The sequence below is a fragment of the Polaribacter sp. genome, from assembly GCF_965656025.1.
Lineage (GTDB): Bacteria > Bacteroidota > Bacteroidia > Flavobacteriales > Flavobacteriaceae > Polaribacter.
The window spans coordinates 1-18528 of sequence record NZ_CBFHJT010000065.1; the positions used below are offsets into that span (position 1 = coordinate 1).

At 27.4% G+C, this 18528-nt stretch carries 14 protein-coding genes and 1 tRNA gene; 3 read left to right on the forward strand and 12 right to left on the reverse strand.

The window, feature by feature from the left end:
* Both ACTG3S_RS11595 and ACTG3S_RS11600 read right to left on the reverse strand, forming a co-directional pair.
* A partial coding sequence (locus ACTG3S_RS11595; RefSeq protein WP_439129514.1) for a heme NO-binding domain-containing protein occupies window positions 1-247 on the reverse strand: 247 nt, incomplete at its 3' end.
* A gap of 1 nt (window position 248) precedes the next feature.
* The gene (locus ACTG3S_RS11600) at window positions 249-662 is read right to left on the reverse strand and encodes a response regulator (RefSeq protein ID WP_439129515.1); all 414 of its coding nucleotides are present in this window, start codon (window positions 660-662) and stop codon (window positions 249-251) included.
* Window positions 663-981: 319 nt separating this feature from the next.
* Between ACTG3S_RS11600 and ACTG3S_RS11605 the strand changes: the two genes are divergently transcribed.
* Window positions 982-1338, forward strand: a complete 357-nt coding sequence (locus tag ACTG3S_RS11605; RefSeq protein ID WP_439129516.1) for a hypothetical protein — start codon at window positions 982-984, stop codon at window positions 1336-1338.
* A 13-nt stretch (window positions 1339-1351) separates the two neighbouring features.
* On the opposite strand, the gene ACTG3S_RS11610 is transcribed toward ACTG3S_RS11605, so the two are convergent.
* Window positions 1352-3604, reverse strand: a complete 2253-nt coding sequence (locus ACTG3S_RS11610; RefSeq protein ID WP_439129527.1) for a BamA/TamA family outer membrane protein — start codon at window positions 3602-3604, stop codon at window positions 1352-1354.
* 51 nt (window positions 3605-3655) lie between these two features.
* On the reverse strand, window positions 3656-8644 hold the full coding sequence (locus tag ACTG3S_RS11615; RefSeq protein WP_439129517.1) for a translocation/assembly module TamB domain-containing protein: 4989 nt from the start codon (window positions 8642-8644) through the stop codon (window positions 3656-3658).
* A 287-nt stretch (window positions 8645-8931) separates the two neighbouring features.
* Between ACTG3S_RS11615 and ACTG3S_RS11620 the strand changes: the two genes are divergently transcribed.
* Window positions 8932-9594: a peptidoglycan-binding domain-containing protein gene (locus tag ACTG3S_RS11620; RefSeq protein ID WP_439129518.1), complete on the forward strand. Its 663-nt coding sequence runs from the start codon at window positions 8932-8934 to the stop codon at window positions 9592-9594.
* Here ACTG3S_RS11620 and ACTG3S_RS11625 read toward each other — a convergent pair whose 3' ends face one another.
* The 4 genes from ACTG3S_RS11625 to ACTG3S_RS11640 are packed head-to-tail and all read right to left on the reverse strand — an operon-like array spanning window position 9595 to window position 14448.
* Window positions 9595-11253, reverse strand: coding sequence for a hypothetical protein (locus tag ACTG3S_RS11625; protein ID WP_439129519.1), 1659 nt, complete (start codon window positions 11251-11253; stop codon window positions 9595-9597).
* Window positions 11254-11263: 10 nt separating this feature from the next.
* On the reverse strand, window positions 11264-12424 hold the full coding sequence (locus ACTG3S_RS11630; RefSeq protein ID WP_439129520.1) for an ABC transporter ATP-binding protein: 1161 nt from the start codon (window positions 12422-12424) through the stop codon (window positions 11264-11266).
* A gap of 46 nt (window positions 12425-12470) precedes the next feature.
* Window positions 12471-13106 (reverse strand): hypothetical protein, encoded by a 636-nt coding sequence (locus tag ACTG3S_RS11635; protein WP_439129521.1) that lies wholly within the window; start codon window positions 13104-13106, stop codon window positions 12471-12473.
* The gene (locus tag ACTG3S_RS11640; RefSeq protein ID WP_439129522.1) at window positions 13045-14448 is read right to left on the reverse strand and encodes an RtcB family protein; all 1404 of its coding nucleotides are present in this window, start codon (window positions 14446-14448) and stop codon (window positions 13045-13047) included. The genes ACTG3S_RS11635 and ACTG3S_RS11640 overlap by 62 nt, the downstream gene beginning before the upstream one ends.
* A gap of 213 nt (window positions 14449-14661) precedes the next feature.
* Between ACTG3S_RS11640 and ACTG3S_RS11645 the strand changes: the two genes are divergently transcribed.
* On the forward strand, window positions 14662-15675 hold the full coding sequence (locus ACTG3S_RS11645) for a helix-turn-helix transcriptional regulator (protein ID WP_439129523.1): 1014 nt from the start codon (window positions 14662-14664) through the stop codon (window positions 15673-15675).
* A gap of 14 nt (window positions 15676-15689) precedes the next feature.
* Here ACTG3S_RS11645 and ACTG3S_RS11650 read toward each other — a convergent pair whose 3' ends face one another.
* The 4 genes from ACTG3S_RS11650 to ACTG3S_RS11665 all read right to left on the reverse strand — a co-directional run.
* On the reverse strand, window positions 15690-16790 hold the full coding sequence (locus ACTG3S_RS11650; RefSeq protein ID WP_439129524.1) for a slipin family protein: 1101 nt from the start codon (window positions 16788-16790) through the stop codon (window positions 15690-15692).
* Window positions 16791-17465: 675 nt separating this feature from the next.
* Window positions 17466-17549, reverse strand: a tRNA-Tyr gene (locus ACTG3S_RS11655).
* Between the two features lie 116 nt (window positions 17550-17665).
* A complete protein-coding gene (locus tag ACTG3S_RS11660) occupies window positions 17666-18184 on the reverse strand; it encodes a tetratricopeptide repeat protein (RefSeq protein WP_439129525.1) in 519 nt (172 codons plus the stop codon).
* A gap of 1 nt (window position 18185) precedes the next feature.
* Window positions 18186-18528 (reverse strand): peptide chain release factor-like protein (locus ACTG3S_RS11665; protein WP_439129526.1); only part of this gene is annotated, 343 nt, incomplete at its 5' end.

Genomic DNA, 18528 nt, shown 5'->3' on the forward strand with positions numbered 1-18528 from the left:
GATAACTAGTTTCTATAACCGAAAAAAAGTGTTCTCCGTAAACTAATAATAAATTATCGATAGATATATCTGTATAATTACTCAAATGTGTTAACAATTGTAACATTTCAGAAAAACTATAGGTTCCTATAGATGTATACACGCCTTCAGATTCTAGTTTCGATTCAGAAATAATTTTATCAACCATTTCCAAGCCAAATTTATCTTCAACTAAATCTAAGAATTCTGTAAAAACAATACCTTTCATTTTAATACTTTTTTAATTCATTTGCACTCCAATAATTAAGTACTTTTTCAATTTTCGCAACATAATCATCATATTTTAAGGGTTTTAAAATATAACCAGAGACACCTATTTTAAAACATTCTATCAAATCTTTTTGATTGTCTGATGTTGTTAAAATAATAACAGGTATGTTTCTTAAAACCTTATTTTCTTTTATTATTGATAAAAACTCGATACCACTTATTTTTGGCATGTTTAAATCTAACAAAATAATATCAGGAAGTTTGCTTTTATCTTTTAAAATTTCTAAAGCTTCTTCTCCATTTTTTGCCTCTTGAAGTTTATGGTCTAATTTGAGAAATGAAATTGTACGTTTCATTTTCATAATCTCAATTAGATTATCTTCGATAAATAAAATATTTAAATTTTCATTCATTTAATAGGAGTTTTATATTACAATAATAACGATAAAATCTAAAACACAATTCACTAAAGTTAAAAACAAAAAAAGTGTAGATGAAATATCAAGAAAAAAAAAACTACTAATACAATTTTAATTGAAAAAACAACTATTAAAAATTACCTGCTTTTTTCAAAAATAATATTGATTTAATAAAAATTAGTAATATTGCAGCTTTGCTTATTGTTTTGTTTTAGTTTAAATGTAAAACGCACTTTTTTTATTTTCATTCTTAAATAGATATGGGTAATTTACGATAAGTGAAATTAAAAATAAGGATTTATTACAAATAGTTATGACTACAGAAGACATCATTGGAGATTATCAGATTATTGGAAAAAACCAAAATGATTCTGAAAATATTTACAAAGGCACATTGCATTTATCTTTAGAAAACAACCATAGAATTGTAGCAAAATGGGTAATTAATAAAAATCAACAGCAATTTGGTACTGGTTTTTTTAAAAACAATATATTAGTTATTAATTTTGAATATCAAGGTGATGAAAACGATATTTATAAAGGTGTTGTAGTTTACAAATGTATTACTAAAGATATTTTAGAGGGTTTTTGGTCTGAAGAGTTTGGCAACCCTAATTTTTTAGGAGAAGAAAATTGCTTTAGAATTAAAGATAAAGAGCTTTTAAATTAAAAAAGACATCAATTTAAAAAGAATACCCAATTGCAAAGTTTAAAACGGGTTCATCTACTCTAAAATTCCAACGTTCTCCTTTTTTAAAGGATGGATCATGAAAAGGTGCTGCCAAATCAAAACGAATTACAAATCCTTGTACATCTATTCGCAAACCTACTCCTGCTCCCATACCCAATTCATTTATAAAATTAGAGGTAAATACATCTGTTTGATTTCCTTGAGCATCTTCAAAAGCAGGATTTGCCACTGAATTCCAAACGTTACCAGCATCAGCAAAAACAGCTCCCTTAAAGAAAGAAAATAAAGGAAATCGATATTCCATATTTGCTTCTAAACGAATGTTACCTGTTTTATCAAAAAAAGTTCCATTTGTTTGAGGGTCGTTATTTTCGTTATAAGTTCCAGGACCTAAAGAACGGATTTGAAAAGCTCTTACACTATAAGGCCCTCCAGAAAAATATTGTTTTACAAAAGGAACTACATCCGAATTTCCATAAGCATGACCAAAGCCTGCAAAAAATCTAGTTGCTATGGTTTGTTCTTTATTTTTACCAAAATTATAATGATACCTAAAATCTACATCCGATTTTGCATATTGTGCATATTGCAAGCCTAAAAACTTTTTGGGTTTTCCTACTTCTGTTTCTTTGCCGAATAAACTTATGGAGTTTCCTGCAACATCTAAAGTAGAATTTGCAAAAAATTGATGCGTTTTATTAGCATTTATCATTTCATTGTAAGTAAATGAAAATGTGAGTCCAGAAATAAATTGCTGATCGAAACTACGCTGTAAAAAGGGATTTTTTTGTAAAATGTCTTTAAAAGTATCTGTGGTATTAGAAAGTCTTGTATAATTTACAGAAACTGGGTTTATTTCATAAGTAATATACCTATTGGCATTCCAAACATATCCAAAAAATAAATTTCCAGATAGCAGTGTATATAATTTACTTCTACTTAAATAAGTTACACCTAGACTTGTTTTGGTTTTAGGAATAGAATATTCAAAAAAATCTTCTTTAAACGAAAAAGGAGCAATTACTCTCGGAAAAATAAGTTCTGTTTCTAAGCCTAACTCTAAGCTACTTAAACCTAAATTATCTGCTTTAGAAATTTGAGTTTCATAACCTATGTTTGATCTTATATTTAATGTTTCTCCTCCTTTAAATAAATTTCTATTACTGTAGGTTAATCCTAATTTTGGGCCTGCAAAATTATTAGATTTTGTGACCGCTTGTAACTCTGCTCTTATTGCACGTTTTGTTAATGGTGATAGAAATATATTTGCCTCTAAACCGCCTAAACTATCAGTTAAAGCTTTGTCTAACTCTTTATATTGAATGTTTACGTATTTGTAAGTTCCTATTCCAGACAAACGTCTTGCTGTATTTTTAGACGTTATTGGATTGTAAAACTCACCTTCTTTTAGGGTGATAAATTCATCTAAATACTTTGGTTTAAAAAAAACAGTATCTTGAAAGTAGCTTTTGTTTTTAAAGCGATTTTCTTTTGTATTTGTAGTATCTCTTAAATCATAATCTGGATACACGTTAATTCGTTGTAATTTATAAGGTACTGTCGCTTTTTTAGGAACTTCTGCTTTCATTTTTAAAAACAAATCGAATTTTTTGTTTTTATATTGATTTGTATCGGCCTCAAAAAGTAAAAAATCACCATTAAAGTTATAATACCCTTTTTTCTTTAATTCTCCATCTAATCTTTGTCTTTCTTGCTTTAAATTCGCCAAACTAAAACGCATATTTTTTTTAAATGGAGATTTTTTTGTTGCTTCTAAAATATCTTTATAAACAGGTGCAACCATACTATCTATTTGATAGGTTTCCATCCTGTAAGGATCAGGAACTTTTAAACTGTAAATTAAAGAGGCTTTTTTTGCTTTCTCTGTAAAAGATGATGTTACTCTACTGTAGAAAAAGCCATGATTCTCTAGGCGATTTCTAAGAATTTCTTGCATTTCATAAACTTCGACATCTGACTGATATACAGGCTTCTGCCCAAGCTTTTTAAACAACCATCTGTTGATAAAATTTGGATTATCTTGTTGATTTTTATAATAAAAGTACAAGCCCAAATGCATCCCTAAAAACTTACTGTTTGGCTCTGAGCGTAAAGTATTTTCTAAATCTGTTTTTAGTTCGCTTACTTTTTGTACTGTAGAATCTGCATCTAAATTAATGGTAGCTCCTGTATACAAACGTTTTTCTTCTGGGATGTATTTTTGTATGCTACACGAATACAACATGGCAACTAAAAATAATAAATATGTAAAATATGTTAATTTTATTTTCAAAACTTAATTCTTTTTCTTAGTACTTTTTTGTTGCTCTTTCTTCTTTTGAGAACGCAAAATAGCATTCCAAAGTTGGCTAAATTCATTAAATTCTTGGGTAAAAATTAATGCGATACCACTTACAATTGTTTGTCCATCAATTACATTTTCAAATTTATTTTCTCTAAAACCTTTTAATCGATATCTACCATCTTCTGTAATTTTATACTCTAAACTAACATTACCTATTAATGGCGATTTTTGATCTGTTGTATTACCTCCTTGAACATCTACTTCACTACCTACTCTAACTGTTAACCTATCATTAAATAACTTTTTTTGTGCTGCAATATCTAACTGAGTTCTGTCTGTAGGAGCATCACCTTGATAATCTGTAAAACTATTTAACCCAAAATCTAACTCAATACCTGAACCTCCTAAAATTTTGTTTGAAAAAGCGTTTAATTGCCCAGAAATAGCATCGTTTAAATTATTTCTTGCAATTGTTGCAAAACCACCTGAACTACCATCACTACCAGAATCTGGATAAAATCTATTTAAAACTAATAGCGAAAAAACCTGTTTATTTAATTCTGCTTCTTGTTGATTTACTTGTTGTACTCTACCATAAACCTGACCTCCAACAGCACCACGTTCTTCTTCTGCCATATCTAATGCAAAAGATATTTTAGGTTGTAATAATTCGCCATCTATGTTTAGATACACCTGAAAAGGTAATACTTGTTTGTATTTATTTTTAATTGATACATCTGCATTAGATATTTGCGAGGCCATTAATGGCGATGCCGAAGTTTCTAATTTATAAATGGCTTTTACGTCGAGTGCTGCCTCAAAAGGATCTCCAGACCAACTTACACGACTTCCTTTAGCTAATAAAAACTTTCTATCTACTAAATTGTAAAGATTCAACTCGTAATGACCATCATTAATTTCATAAGCACCTGTAAAATTTATTCGCCCATTTGGCACCATTGTAAAATTAAAATCGCCATCTCCAGATACTTTAAAATTATCGCCAGTATCTTTATTTATAACCACTGTAACTGCTGCTTTTTTATCAATTTTTAAATTTGCTGAAATATCAAAACCAGTTATGTTAGCTGTTTGTTCTTCTGTTTTTGTTAGAATAGTATTTGGTTTTTTTCTATTTACAAAAGCAACTACGCCTTCTCTTTCTTCTATATTGGCATAGGTACTTGGCATTACATAAGTTACATTTGTACCTTCTCCTAATTTTAGTTTTGTATCTAATTTTGGTATTTGTAAATCGCCCGTAAGTTTGGCATCCATATTAAAAGTTGCGGTTCCGTACAAAGATTCATTGTCCTCTTTGGTGGCATTTAATAATCGGAAATTTTTTGCGTTTAGGTTTACATCAAACGTTGGGTTTAAAAAACTTTTTGTACCGATTTTTCCTGATAATAGTAAGGTATTTTTATTTTCATCTAAAACTGTAAAATTATTTAGCACAAGCCCACTATTATCTACCTTTAAAGTCTCTTCTTGTAATAAAAACTTTGTGTTGAGTTTAGAAATATTAAAAGCTGCATTGTTAAAATTTAACTCACCTTTATATTTTGGTTCTGTGGTTGTTCCTGTTACTTTAAACTGCCCAGAGAAACTACCACTTGTTTCTTTAATTTCTCCAAAAGATAATGTATTTAAAGCGCTCATCTTAAATTGATTTATTACCAAATCTAAATTTAAGTTTGCCTCTGCATTATTTACCAAATAATCTCCATTTAGATTTAGATTTACATCGCCCTCTTTTAAATCTGCATTAAACTCGTATTTACTGTTTCCTAATGATTTAGCTGCTATGTTTAAAGTCCCTAAATTTGTTTTTAACGTCTCTAATTTCGTAATATTAAGATTTGCAATAATACCTGTATCTTCAAAAGGATCTTCTAAAATAAAGTTTCCATTTAAAATACCCGAGGCAATTTCGGTTTCTGGGTTTAGATAATTAAAAACTTCATTTATATTAAAATTTTGATACTCTATTGCAATATGCTTTTTACTTATTTTGGGTAATTTATCAGTAATTGTAATAGATTGATCGCCTTTTGAGATTATAAAATCTTTAAATTCTAAATTATTATTTACCAGTATAATCTCATTATTTGTTGGAATTGACCATCGTTCTTTATTTAAAATTAAGCTATCTCTATTTACTATAAATTTTAGTTTTTCTCTGTTTCCAGTAATTTTTGAATTTACATTCATTAAGGTTTTTCCTTTATAAGAACCCGTAAAATTTAATGATAATTCATTATTGTTTTGATTTCCTGTAATGTATGTTCTTGGCACATTTAATGGACCTGCAGTAATATTTTTAAAGCCTAAATCGAAATTAAAATTATCTTTATTTGTGTTCATAGAAAACGCCAAACTATCTAACTCATTACCACTATAATTGATATGTGGTACTGTTATGTTTGCTTTTAACTGCCTACCTTTTTCCTTAAAATTTAAAGATACATCTATGGTATCTATATCTTTTACGTTGACTAAAAACACATCTTTTAACAATGCAGATTGAGAAATTTTACTTTCTAATTTTAAATGTACTGGGTTTTTAATAGTATCCGATATTGGTTTATCTCTATAAAAATAACTGGTAATATGTCGTTCTAAAGCCTTAGAGAAAGTTTGTGGATCTGTATTAGATTCTAACTTAAAATCTAACATTTTATTTTTTATAAAAACAGACGTTGTATCTTTATTTACGTAACCATTTGCTTTTATGGCTCCCAAAAGATAAGTTCTATTATCATACACAACTACACCGTTTTTAATGTTTCCATCCAATTTATATTCTGCTGAATTTCCTTCAAAATCTACAGAAATATCCATCCCTGTTTTTACATTTCTATTCATTAAACCCAAAGCTTGTAAATTTGCTCCAATAACATCTAAATTTATAGAAGCTTTTGATGCTATAGAATCTAAAGAAACATCTCCATTTAAGGCTATATTTAAGTTTTCATCTTTATATTTTGATGAAATTTCTCCTTCACCATTTTTGAGTTCACCATCAATTATTAAATCTTTGACTGCATAATTATTTAAGGTGAATTTAGAAACTTTTGCTTCTAAATTTGCATCTAAATTATTTATATTTTTTCCGCTTCCTTTTGATTTTAACGTTCCACTAAGTTTACCAAAATTAGGATTATTTAATAATTCATTTACTTTATAATTATCAATTTTAACAACTGCATCATAACTTATTGTTTTTTTATTCTTAAAACTTCCTTCTATTTTTGCGATTCCTTGGGTAGTTTCCACTTTTATTTTTGAGGAAATATTTTCTAAAGAACCAGCTACATTTCCTGTAAGTAAAACGTTTTTTGGCAACTGAACTCCAAATTCTTTTTCGTCTATAAATTGATTGATATCTGAACGTTTTGTATCGACTTTAAAATTTGGAATATTAACAATTAATTCAGTAGGATTTGTAATGTTTTTAAAAGTTCCTGTCGTAAAAAGTGATGTATTTTTCCCCCATTTTATAGTTGCTTTTTGAAGATTTAGAGTTGCTAAATTCCCTGAAAGTTTAATGTTTCCAGAAATCAATTTTTTACTTGCTTTTTTTAAATTAACATTTTCCTTTAAAAAAGGTTGAAATTTAAAAACTTCTTTTAAGGATGCTGTAAATGTTGGAATATTTATAGCAATCTTTGTTTGTTCAGCTGATTTTAACAATTGATTTAACGATGCATAATTTAACGCTAAGTTTCCTGAAAGTGCGTTTTCATTTAAGCCAAAATCAATATTATTTAATATTAACTTAGAATCGGTTGCTTCCAATTCAAATGTAAATTGATGTAAATTTAAACCAGAAACTTCGTTAAAACTAAATTGCTGTAAGTTGGCATTTGCTTTTTTATTTTCTAAAGAAATATTTGTCGCATTTAAAGTAAAATCATCAATCGAAATTGCTTTTGGATTAAATGCATTTTTTTGTTGTTTTGCATTATTTTCAAAATACCCGATTTTATTATTTTTAAAATCTATTTCGTTAATATTTAGTGTAATTTCTGGCCACTCAATAGCTGAGTTTTGTATTTTATTTTGAGAATTTACAGTTGTATTTTTAAACGTATTAATTGTTATTTTTGAATTGTGAAGTGCTATTTTTTCTAAATCAAACACTTGTTTTGTTAAGTCTATTTGTGTGCTTTCTAAAGAAAAATCGACAATTTCTAAAACAGAATTTAATTTACTAACTTCTGATTCGTAATAAGCTTTTACATTTTTAACTTTTATATTATTTAAAGAGAATTTTGGTAATGTTGCTGCAGCAGTATCTGTTAATTGTGATGGTTTTTGAATAAATTTTATGTCTGAATTTAATAGTTGAATGCTATTTGCATCAAACGCCATATTTTCTAAATCTGTTTTTTGTATTTCTGCATCTAACTCGCCTACTTTAAAACGGCTATCAATTCCTATAACATCATCATTAAAAAGCACATCTAAGTCTTTAAAAAACAAATTACCCAAAACCACATTTACGGGTTTTGAGCTGGTTTCATTAGCAGAAGAAGTTGTGTTTTCTGAAGCAAAAGCATCAATCAAAAATTGAAAATTGTAACCAGAAATAGTATCTTTTCTTACGATATTTGCTTTAAAGGTTTCTAAATCTAAATTATCTACGCCAACTGCAGTACCTCTAATTGTTTCCCAAAGAGGAATATTAGCTTCTAAAGATTTAGCATACAATAATGTATCGCCTTTTTTATCTTCTAAATACAAACCATTTAGCTGAACACTTCCATCAAAAGTTATAAAAAGATTTTCTACTGCTACTTTTGTGTTTGTTTTATCAGAAACGTAGCTTACTAACTGATTTACAATAATATTTTGCCCCCAAGGACTTCTAATAAAAAGTATTATTAAAAATAAAAAAAAGAGAATGCCAAAAAAAACTCTTAATGTTCTTCTTAAGAAACGATATTTTCTTTTTTTTAGTTTTTTTGGAGACATGTAATAGGTTGATTTCTAACTTTACAAATTTAAGTTAGTAAAATGAGTCTATTTATCTTTATTAGCTGTTATTTTAACTCTATTGAAAAATAAATTAAAAATACCAAAACCAATTAAAAATTTAGAACATAGCTAGAAAGATTTCTAAAATAGCTATATTTTAATAATTTAAATTCCACAAGAATACTCTTCTCATATGTCTAATTAAAATACGGCTTTCTAAAAACTACTGTTTTTCTTATAAGAAATAGTTACATTTGTTTATCAACTAAAATCTTTCTTTTATTATGAAACAGATAATTATACTGCTACTTTTAATTATTGCTTTTTTTATTGGTTTTGGCAAATACCAAGAATATAAAAGATACAACTCGCCCAATGTAGATTATAAAACAACTGCAAAAATTGACGTAAACTATCACAATAAAGAAATTGTATTCGATTATTACAAGGCAGTTGAAGAGTTAAATAGCTTTGTAATGTTACAATGGACTGCAAAAGATATAGATGTAAGAACTCCAGAAGATGATGACTATGAAACTAAAAATTCAGTAAAAAAATATAGTGATAAATTGGCTACCGTAAAATATTATGAAACCATTTTAGAGAATGCTGCAAATTTAAAAGCCAAAGGTTTAAGCAACCAAGAAATAAAAATGATAGAAAAAAAAGGAATAACTCTAGAAGCTTTAAAAAAAGAACAAGAGCATAATAGCTATAAAGAGTTAATTAAAGCGATGTTTAAAGAAGATAAAAAGTTTTACAAAAACGATAAGAGTGCATTAATTTATGAAGTTCAAAAGTTATTAGTTAAAAACGGTTTTAATATCCAAATAGATGGTTTGTATAGAACTGAAACTTCAAATGCCATTAAAGGTTTTGAAGAAAAAAATAATCTTTTTGCTGATGGTAATTTAGATATAATGACGTTGAATTTGTTACTGGAATAATTACGATGCTCTCGCTTTTAATTTTCTAATATAGATAGAATAAATAAATATGGTTAAAATCCATACAAGAATTACTATCCAAAAAGCGAAAATATTAAACCAATTTTCAAAATCACTTATATAATTATAATCTTTAGGAAATAGTAATTTATGCGAATTCCTTAGAAATCTACTATATGCAAAACCTGAGAACAAAAAGAAAATTGGTGTTGCAAAAATTCCTAAAGTCCAAGTTATTGTTATAAATAATTTTTTCCAGTTTTTTAGATATGCTATAATGCTAAAAAGCATTATTGTAAATGAAATAAAAATCATTATTAAAAACTCTCTATAATCTCTAACATTTGCCCCATCTAAAAAATATTTAGAACTAGACATAAACCAAACTATTATTACCAAAACTACCAAACTTGCAACAATACTAAGTAACAAAGATTTTGTATTGGTTGTTTTAAACAGAAATAATAATGTGCTAAAAAACAAGGCTAAAGTTAGTAATACACAAAAAATTATATAATTAAAAACTGAATGGTAAGAGTAATAAACGTTTTTAAATAGATTATCTAAATTACTAAAATCTAAAAATAATGTTTTTGAATAAGGAATATCATCAGAAAAGCGACTGTTATAATTATTCTCTACATAGGTATTGTAATTCTTCTTTATGGGTTCAGAGGGATTTATCAATTCTTTAAGCAAATAATTAGGTTTGTTGTTTATCAACTGAAACCAATTATTAGCTGTTAAATTATGTTTTAATTTATATTTGTTTGCTAAATTGATTCCTTTTTGTAATTCTTCCTGAATTTTAAAATCATCTTTACTATCTAATATATTTTTAAAATAAAGCAGTCTTTTTTTATAATCTGTAGAATCTTGCCCTATTGTAAATTTTGTTTCAGAATAATTATACAAAGACGGATTTAAGAAAATTTTAAAATCACTTACATCTTCAACAATTCTATATTTGAAATCATTTTTAGAGTAAACGTTTAAAAACTTATTTTTTTCTGAATCTTTTAACCACAGTTTTTCATTAACCTTATAAAATTGAAATTTAGAATCTTTAAATTCTATATATGGTTTTGATTCATCAATATTTTTTAAATCATTTATATTAATAGCAACTTTTAGTGGAAAAGGTTTTGGGTATGCTTTTTTATCGATTTCATAAGCCCTTTGATATTGAATAAAAAATAAACTTACATTATTAAATGTTTTAATATCTTTATTTACCTCCTCCCAACTGTACAATGATTTAATTTTTGTGACAAGACCTTTTTTGAAAGAAAAGAATTGGGTTACACTTATAAAAAATATGATAAAAATAATACAGAATTGTTTAAATAAAGTGCTTTTGGGTAAACTGTATAAATTTTTAAAAGCATTGTTTCTTAAATAGTTTATAACCCAAACTAATAATATAAATATCGAAATTAGAAAATTATAATATACAGCAGAATTCTCAAAAAAGAAGTTTTCTAAACTACTATAAAACTTTAAATCTTCTGTAGAATTTGCAGAACTATATCCGATAATAAAAAAGATAAGATGAATTAAAATATTTACCCCAATCATCCAAACCAAACGCGTATTCCAAATAAGTGGATAATGTTCTAAAAGGTATTTATTTATTTTATTTACGTAATTCATTTTCATTTTTTTTAGATTAGTAAACAAAAAAGCGTCTTGTAGATTTAGAAATATCTCTTATATATTGTACACTAAATTCATTTTTAGAAATTGTTATTAAACAGTCGTTAAAGGTAAACCCTTCCTTAAAATAGAGTATATAAACACCTCCATTAAACTCTAATTTTTCTAGTTGATTTTCATTAAAAACTTGTTCAATTTCTTCTCTTGATTTTTTTGTGTCAATTTCTACAATTACATTGTTTTTTTCTTTTTTCTCAAGGTTTAAGTGGGCGGAAGGTTTTCCGTTTCTTAAATAAATAACTTCATCTGAAACCTTTTCCACCTCATAGAGTTGTTGTGACGAAAACACCATAGCAATTGGGTTAACTGGCGATTTAGAAATCATTCTTAAATCTTCTAAAATAATTTGTTGCGCTAGTATGTCTAAATTTGCCAAAGGTTCATCTAGCAAAATTATTTCTGGTCTACGCAACATAGTTCTAGCCAACTCAAAACGCATTTTATAACCAGAAGACAGTTCTCTCCACTTTAAATCTTTGTATTTCCAAAGTCCAAATCTAGCAACCATCATTAAAACTAATAAATCGTTTTTATTACCCTTTACGCCATGATGCACCAAAGCAAATTTTAAATTATCTAAAACACTACCATACCAAACTGGAGTTCTTTGTGGAATATAAACTAGTTTCGACAGAACATCGTATTTATCTTTATTTTTTGTTGAAAAAGAATAAGATAACTCCCCTGAAGTTTGCTGAATTAAAGAGGCTAAAATAGTTAAAAGCGTAGTTTTTCCGTTTCCATTTTCACCAACCAAACCAAAAATATCTCCTTTTTTTAATTCTATATTTACAGGCCCTAAAACAAACCTACCCTTATTATAATTTTTAGTGATATTTTCTGCTTTTAAAAGAGTTTTACCTAGTAACTTTTTATTTTCTATAAAAACTTTTTGTATTTCAGAAGCACAATTTATAAACAAAGAAAGTAGCGAAGATTTATCTTCACTACTTTTGTTTTCGTATTGTGTTACAAATTTTAAAACTGTTAAAAATATTTCTTCTGAATCTGTATTTAAGGCCGTGTCTAAAAGGGATCTATAGCCTAAAGAAAAATCGCCTCGCTTAAAATAGAGTATAGATTTTTCTAAGAGTTCTTGTTGAGAATGTATCATAGTTTTTAGAATTCTTGCAATTTATTTTAAATGTAATGATTTTTTTTTACTTCCAAAATTGATACCACTTTTTTGAATTAATTATTTTAGTTTTTACTTGATTCTCCTGAACTAAAACTACTTTTTCTTCTTCTTTAAGACCATCAACCAAAAAATTAATTTTATCCTTTAGTTCTTTTAATGATTTAAATTCAATACAAACTCTATTACATAAGGTTTTTAAACTACTGATAACATTTTCTTCTTTTTCATAATTAATTCCAACTAAATCTAATCTTGTTTGAATCTCATAAAAATCCCATAATAATTGATAATCTTTATCAAAATCAATCAATTTATAGATTTGATAAAAATTTTTATAGATCTTATCATAATTATCTTCATCTTTTATCAAAGTTGAATAATGGTGTATTTTTAAAATTATTATTGTCTCTTCAGGAAAATTTTCTTGAATTAATTCTAATAAATAAACTTTGAAATTATCATTTCTATAGTTGATGTTTACCAAATCAAAAAGTAATTTATTTTTAATTAAATCTTCTGATTTAACTTTCTCATAAAGTATCATCTCAAAATCTTCTTTTGAGATGATACCCAACAATAAATCAATAGATTTTTCTTTAATCTTTTCCATTATTTCTATTTCTTTTATCTTGTCTTCTTCTATTTTTCCAAGGTGCATTTTTTTGCCAATTACCAGCCATAATACAACCATAAGGCAACACTTCATCCACAATATTCCCTAAACCAAACTCTTCCATTTGATTTCTTACAGTTGCTGCATTTTTATATGCAGATGGTAACTCTGTAATATCAATTTCATTAGAAAAAAAGCGAACATCTAAATTTTTAGTTTCTTCTTTAAAAATATCTGAAACTGTACCTGTTTTACTTTTTCTGTGTTGCGTTCTACTTACATTTCTACCAGCTCCATGTGGTGCAAAACCTAAATTATTTTTGGTTGTTTTTCCTTCAACAATTAAAACTGGTTCAGACATATTTAAAGGTATTAATCTTGGTCCAGTTATATCTGGCATAAACTTAGCATCTAAAGGAGTTGCTCCCTTTGCATGATAAAACAAATCGCCATCTTTAAACACAAAATTATGTTCGTTCCAGAATCTATTTTCTGATTGCATATTAAGTTTATGCAAAGTTGCATCGTGTAAAACTTCGTGGTTTTTCTTTGTCCATTTTCTAATAATTTGCAAAGCTTCCCAATACGCTTTTCCTTCTTCTGTTTCAAAAGGAATCCACGCATTTTGTTTTAAAGTTTGTGGGGAGATTTCTTTTCTAAATTGTTCAGCTATTTTCATTCCTCTACTATATAAATTTGCCCCAAAACCTCTAGAACCATGATGTGTTATTAACATCGTATTTCCTGTGTTTTTAGATTTCCCCACAAATAAAAAATGGTTTCCATCTCCTTGTGTACCTAAATGACTTCTGGCTGCAGAAATAGATTTTTGATTATTTAAAAACGGATTTGCCTCTATTTCTGCTAATAAATCAGATGGAAAGCGAAATTGTGTGTTTCTATCTCTTCCTCCTGGACCAAAATGGGTAACAGAATGTGCAGCATCTAAAACTGCTTTTGGGTTTGTTTTTCCAAAATCTGTTAACATTACAGAGCAACAAATATCTGCACTATGCATTCCTGGATGAATGGCATTTTTTGCCACCACTATTCCACCAACAGGAACAGTACCTTCTGGACCTGTTGGACAAGCATCTGGCATAATTGCACCATTTACAATGGTTGGAGTTTTCATTAATGTTGCCATAGATTTTACAACAGAATTCACGTTTATTTCTTCTATATCATTTTCTGCTTTTATATTGATTTTTAAGTCAGCAGGTTTTTCTAACAAATCAATAGTTGTTACCTTAAATTGTTTTAAGTAAACAATCGTTTCTTGTTCAGATAATTTATTATCATTAATATGTGCTATTGCTTCTAGAAACCATTTTCCTGGTTTATAACCTAAAGCAATAATTTCTTTTCCTGTAAATTTATTTTCCATTTTGTTTATTATTTAGCTCCGCAAACTCCTTGTTTTGCGGAGCGATTACAATGTAAAAAGAATTTTTCTCTTACAATTCCAATACAAACATCTTATACAATTACGCAATCTTTTTGCGTAGTTAAAATTAATTGTTATTTTTATTTATATTTTTTCATTTTAATTAGTTTTCAACATCGCTCGAACTGACATTTCTTAATTATAAATTAGCTTATGGCTTCCAACAAAAACGCACTTATTAGATACAAAACCATTGATTACTGTTTGCGAAACAACTTTAAGAAATGGACTTTAGATGATTTAATTGAGGCTTGTTCTGACGCTTTATATGAGTATGAAGGAAAAGATGTAAATGTAAGTAAACGAACTATTCAGTTAGATTTACAATTAATGCGAAGTGATAAATTAGGCTACAATGCACCTATTGAGGTTTATGAGAGACGTTTTTACAGATATGCTGAACCAAATTATAGCATCACAAATATACCTGTAACTGAAAATGATGTAAAAATAATGAATGATGCCATTCAGTTGTTGCGTCAATTTAAAGATTTTTCTTTGTTTAAAGAAATGAATGGTGTTTTACAGCGTTTGGAAGACTCTGTATATTCATCTCAAAAAAATAAAAAATCGATTATTCATTTAGATAAAAACGAACAATTAAAAGGGTTAGAATTTATAGATCCTATTTATGCCGCAATTCAACAAAAGAAAGTTTTAAAAATTACCTATCAATCATTTAGTGCTCATAAGGCTAGTGATATGATTGTACATCCACAGTTATTAAAAGAGTTTAACAATAGATGGTTTTTGTTGTGTTTAAATAAAAATAAAATTTATACTTTGGCCTTAGATAGAATGTATAACATTATAACTATTGAAGACTTAGAGTATACTGACAAAAACATTAATGGAGATCTATACTATAAAGATGTTGTGGGTGTAACTGTGTCAAACGCTAGAGCTCAGAGAATTCAGTTTTGGATTGATAAAAAGAATGCTCCTTATGTAATTACAAAACCTTTTCATCCTTCTCAGAGAATTATAAAATATACAGATGATGGTGTAATTTTTAATATTTTAGTTCAAATTAATTATGAATTAGAGCGCAGAATCTTAGGTTTTGGTGATTCTATTGAGGTTTTAAAACCAGAGAAATTTAGAAATCGAATTTATGGAAAATTGCATCAGGCTATTAAAAATTACAAAACAGAAAAGCACCAGTAAACTGATGCTTTTCATTATTTGTTTACAGCAAAAATTTCTTTTAACTGTTTTACCATATTTCCGTTTCCAGAAACTGTAATCTCGCCAATTTTATCAGCAATTTTTTCTACATACTCCATTTCTTTTAATTTATATAACATTTCGTTATCTTCCATTAATTTTGCAGTATTTAACAAGCTTCTTGTAGATGCTGTTTCTTCTCTTCTTGAAATTACATTGGCTTGCGCTTTCTTTTGAGCAATTAAAACCTGATTCATAATCTCTTTCATATCTCCTGTTAAAATTACATCTCTTATTCCGCAATTTAATACTTTTACACCCAATTGATTGGTTTTTTTAGATACCTCTTCAAATACGGCTGTTGCAATATTTTCTTTTTTCTCTAATAAATCATCTAAAGTATAACCACCAACATAGGTTCTTAAAGCCAATTGCATTAAAATGTATAATTGCTTTTCAAAATCTTTATTACCTAACAATGCTTTTTCAATATCAACTACTTTATATTGTGTATAAAAGTTAATTCTAATGTTTGCTTTGTCTTTAGTTAATAATTCCTGTCCTGCAATTTCTAATTGCAATTGTCTCATATCTGCTCTTGCAATTTTAATGGTTGTATCATTTTTCCAAAATCTATACGTTCCACCTGTTAAGGTTTTAACGTATTCATCATTTACCAATAAAATTGCTTTTTCAAAAGCTGAAACTTCAAATAACCTGATGTATTTAGCAACTTCGTAATTGTTATATAAAGCTGTATCAATTTGTTCTGTGATTTCTATTTTGCTGATATCAACTCTAATGAATTTTCTATCTACAAAACCTTTCCAAAACAAATACCTTCCAGCAGTAAATACTTTCTTAAAATTATTGTTTTCATACATTAGTACCAATTCATTATCATTTACATCAACAACTTCTAACATTGTAGCTAAAGTTACATCTTTTAACAAAATTTCTATCGCTACAGATGCATAAAACTCCTTTGTTAAATCGTAGGTTATTACATTTTGATTTAAATACAACCAATAAGTTCCTTGAGTAATTACCTTTTGGTAATCGCCATTTTTGAAAACCAACCCAATTTTTCCTGCATTAACTCTTACTCTTTTCATTTTTCTATTTTTTAATTCTGAAAATCTCTATTTTTTAAATTCAGAATAATTCAACATTTATTTAATAACCTCTTTAAAAGAGAATTTTGTTCTATTTAAAAACAACACATTGTAATGCTTAGCCACTAACGGAATTTTTCATTTGAATATAAAGTTGGTAACTCTTTTTTAAAAATGGATTGCTTTGATATATCATAACAATTGATTTATAAAAAATCATTACTTTCTAAATTTTCTCCTCAAAATTTCAAGTACATTTTTAAGTGCTTTTTTAAAAGCTCACAACAACGTATTGTTTTTTTTGCATCAGTTTTAAAAGATGATGAGCTTAAAGAGACTTTACTTAAGTCAAAAGGTTGGACTCGAACCAACATGCCTTTTAGGGCTTACCATAATCAAACTAGAACCTAAATCTAGAGTCTTCGACCACTCGACCATCACAAATTAATGTGAGTAGGATTCGAACCTACGTTGATTGTCTATTGCATTAACCGAACTTTGCTACATAACTTTCGTTAAGGAAGGATTCGAACCTTCGTTCATAGAATGTCGATTATTTTTTGGCTAATAATCAAAAAACCTTCAAGACAAGTTGTATATAAATTACGAATACAAAAACTGCACGAAATTATACAATGGTGCCATAATGAAACACTCAACAAGACTAACTTGATGTGGAAGTAGTAGGACTCGAACCTACACGTTCATATTGAAACCAGATTTACAATCTGACAAGCCAACCAATTGCTCAATACTTCCTTTTCTTTTTTAAAACCTCACTTTACACCCTGTTAAAGTGAGGCGAACTTCTTTCGTTTTTTATAATTACATTGCAAATATGCTCCTGTATTACGTAATACATTTGCGTAGTAAAATTATTTTTTCTTTTTCTTTGATTTTTTACTCTTCTTTTTCTTTGGTTGTTTCTCTTTAATTCTATCTTCATTTTCCTTTACAGCAATCATAAAATCTACATTATAGGTAAACTCTTTTGCTTTTTTAATAAATAAGAGTGCGCTACTATATTTACCTAATTGTTCTTTTAAAATTGCTTTTTTTAAATATAATATTGCTTTATCTGCTCCTTTTACTTTTAAAGCAAAATCTATAAAATCTTCTGCTTCCTTGTAATCTTCATTCCATAAAAGTGTATTTATATATGGTTCATAAACTTCAAAAGCTTTTATATTTTCTGCTAATGCTTCTTTAAAATATATAATTGCCTCTTGGTATTTATACAGTTTTTCTGCATACACTCTACCCATTAATGTTAACGCCATTGTATTCTTATCATCATAAGACAAAGCATAATTTAAAGCTTCTATAACTTCTTCTAAATCGTAAGGATAATTTTCTAATGCTTTAAACACATAATTATTTACTAATGTTCCCATTTTATTCTAACTGTTTTCTTAAATCATTCTTTAAGTAATTTCTCTTATTTTTAAATGATTTATCTTTTTTAATTTGCTTAAAATCTGTTCCTGTAAAAACACGAATAGGATTTCCTCTTTTTAAAACTTGATGATTTTCCCATTGATGTTTTAATTGTTCTTTTGCTTTCTCTAAATTATAATTGGATACTTTTTTTTGAATTCTTTGAATCGCAATTTTTTTATTTTGATGTTGAGATCTGCTATCCATCACTAAAACCTGTAATCCTGTTTTGGTATGTTTTGCTCTAATTGCAGAACTTACTTTATTTACATGCTGACCTCCTGCTCCTGAGCTTCTAATG

Bases quoted from the DNA above. Each gene is read 5' to 3' on its own strand.
- ACTG3S_RS11600 (WP_439129515.1), bottom strand. From the start codon at position 662: ATGAATGAAAATTTAAATATTTTATTTATCGAAGATAATCTAATTGAG.
- ACTG3S_RS11605 (WP_439129516.1), top strand. From the start codon at position 982: ATGACTACAGAAGACATCATTGGAGATTATCAGATTATTGGAAAAAAC.
- ACTG3S_RS11610 (WP_439129527.1), bottom strand. From the start codon at position 3,604: ATGTTGTATTCGTGTAGCATACAAAAATACATCCCAGAAGAAAAACGT.
- ACTG3S_RS11615 (WP_439129517.1), bottom strand. From the start codon at position 8,644: ATGTCTCCAAAAAAACTAAAAAAAAGAAAATATCGTTTCTTAAGAAGA.
- ACTG3S_RS11620 (WP_439129518.1), top strand. From the start codon at position 8,932: ATGAAACAGATAATTATACTGCTACTTTTAATTATTGCTTTTTTTATT.
- ACTG3S_RS11625 (WP_439129519.1), bottom strand. From the start codon at position 11,253: ATGAAAATGAATTACGTAAATAAAATAAATAAATACCTTTTAGAACAT.
- ACTG3S_RS11630 (WP_439129520.1), bottom strand. From the start codon at position 12,424: ATGATACATTCTCAACAAGAACTCTTAGAAAAATCTATACTCTATTTT.
- ACTG3S_RS11635 (WP_439129521.1), bottom strand. From the start codon at position 13,106: ATGCACCTTGGAAAAATAGAAGAAGACAAGATAAAAGAAATAGAAATA.
- ACTG3S_RS11640 (WP_439129522.1), bottom strand. From the start codon at position 14,448: ATGGAAAATAAATTTACAGGAAAAGAAATTATTGCTTTAGGTTATAAA.
- ACTG3S_RS11645 (WP_439129523.1), top strand. From the start codon at position 14,662: ATGGCTTCCAACAAAAACGCACTTATTAGATACAAAACCATTGATTAC.
- ACTG3S_RS11650 (WP_439129524.1), bottom strand. From the start codon at position 16,790: ATGAAAAGAGTAAGAGTTAATGCAGGAAAAATTGGGTTGGTTTTCAAA.
- ACTG3S_RS11660 (WP_439129525.1), bottom strand. From the start codon at position 18,184: ATGGGAACATTAGTAAATAATTATGTGTTTAAAGCATTAGAAAATTAT.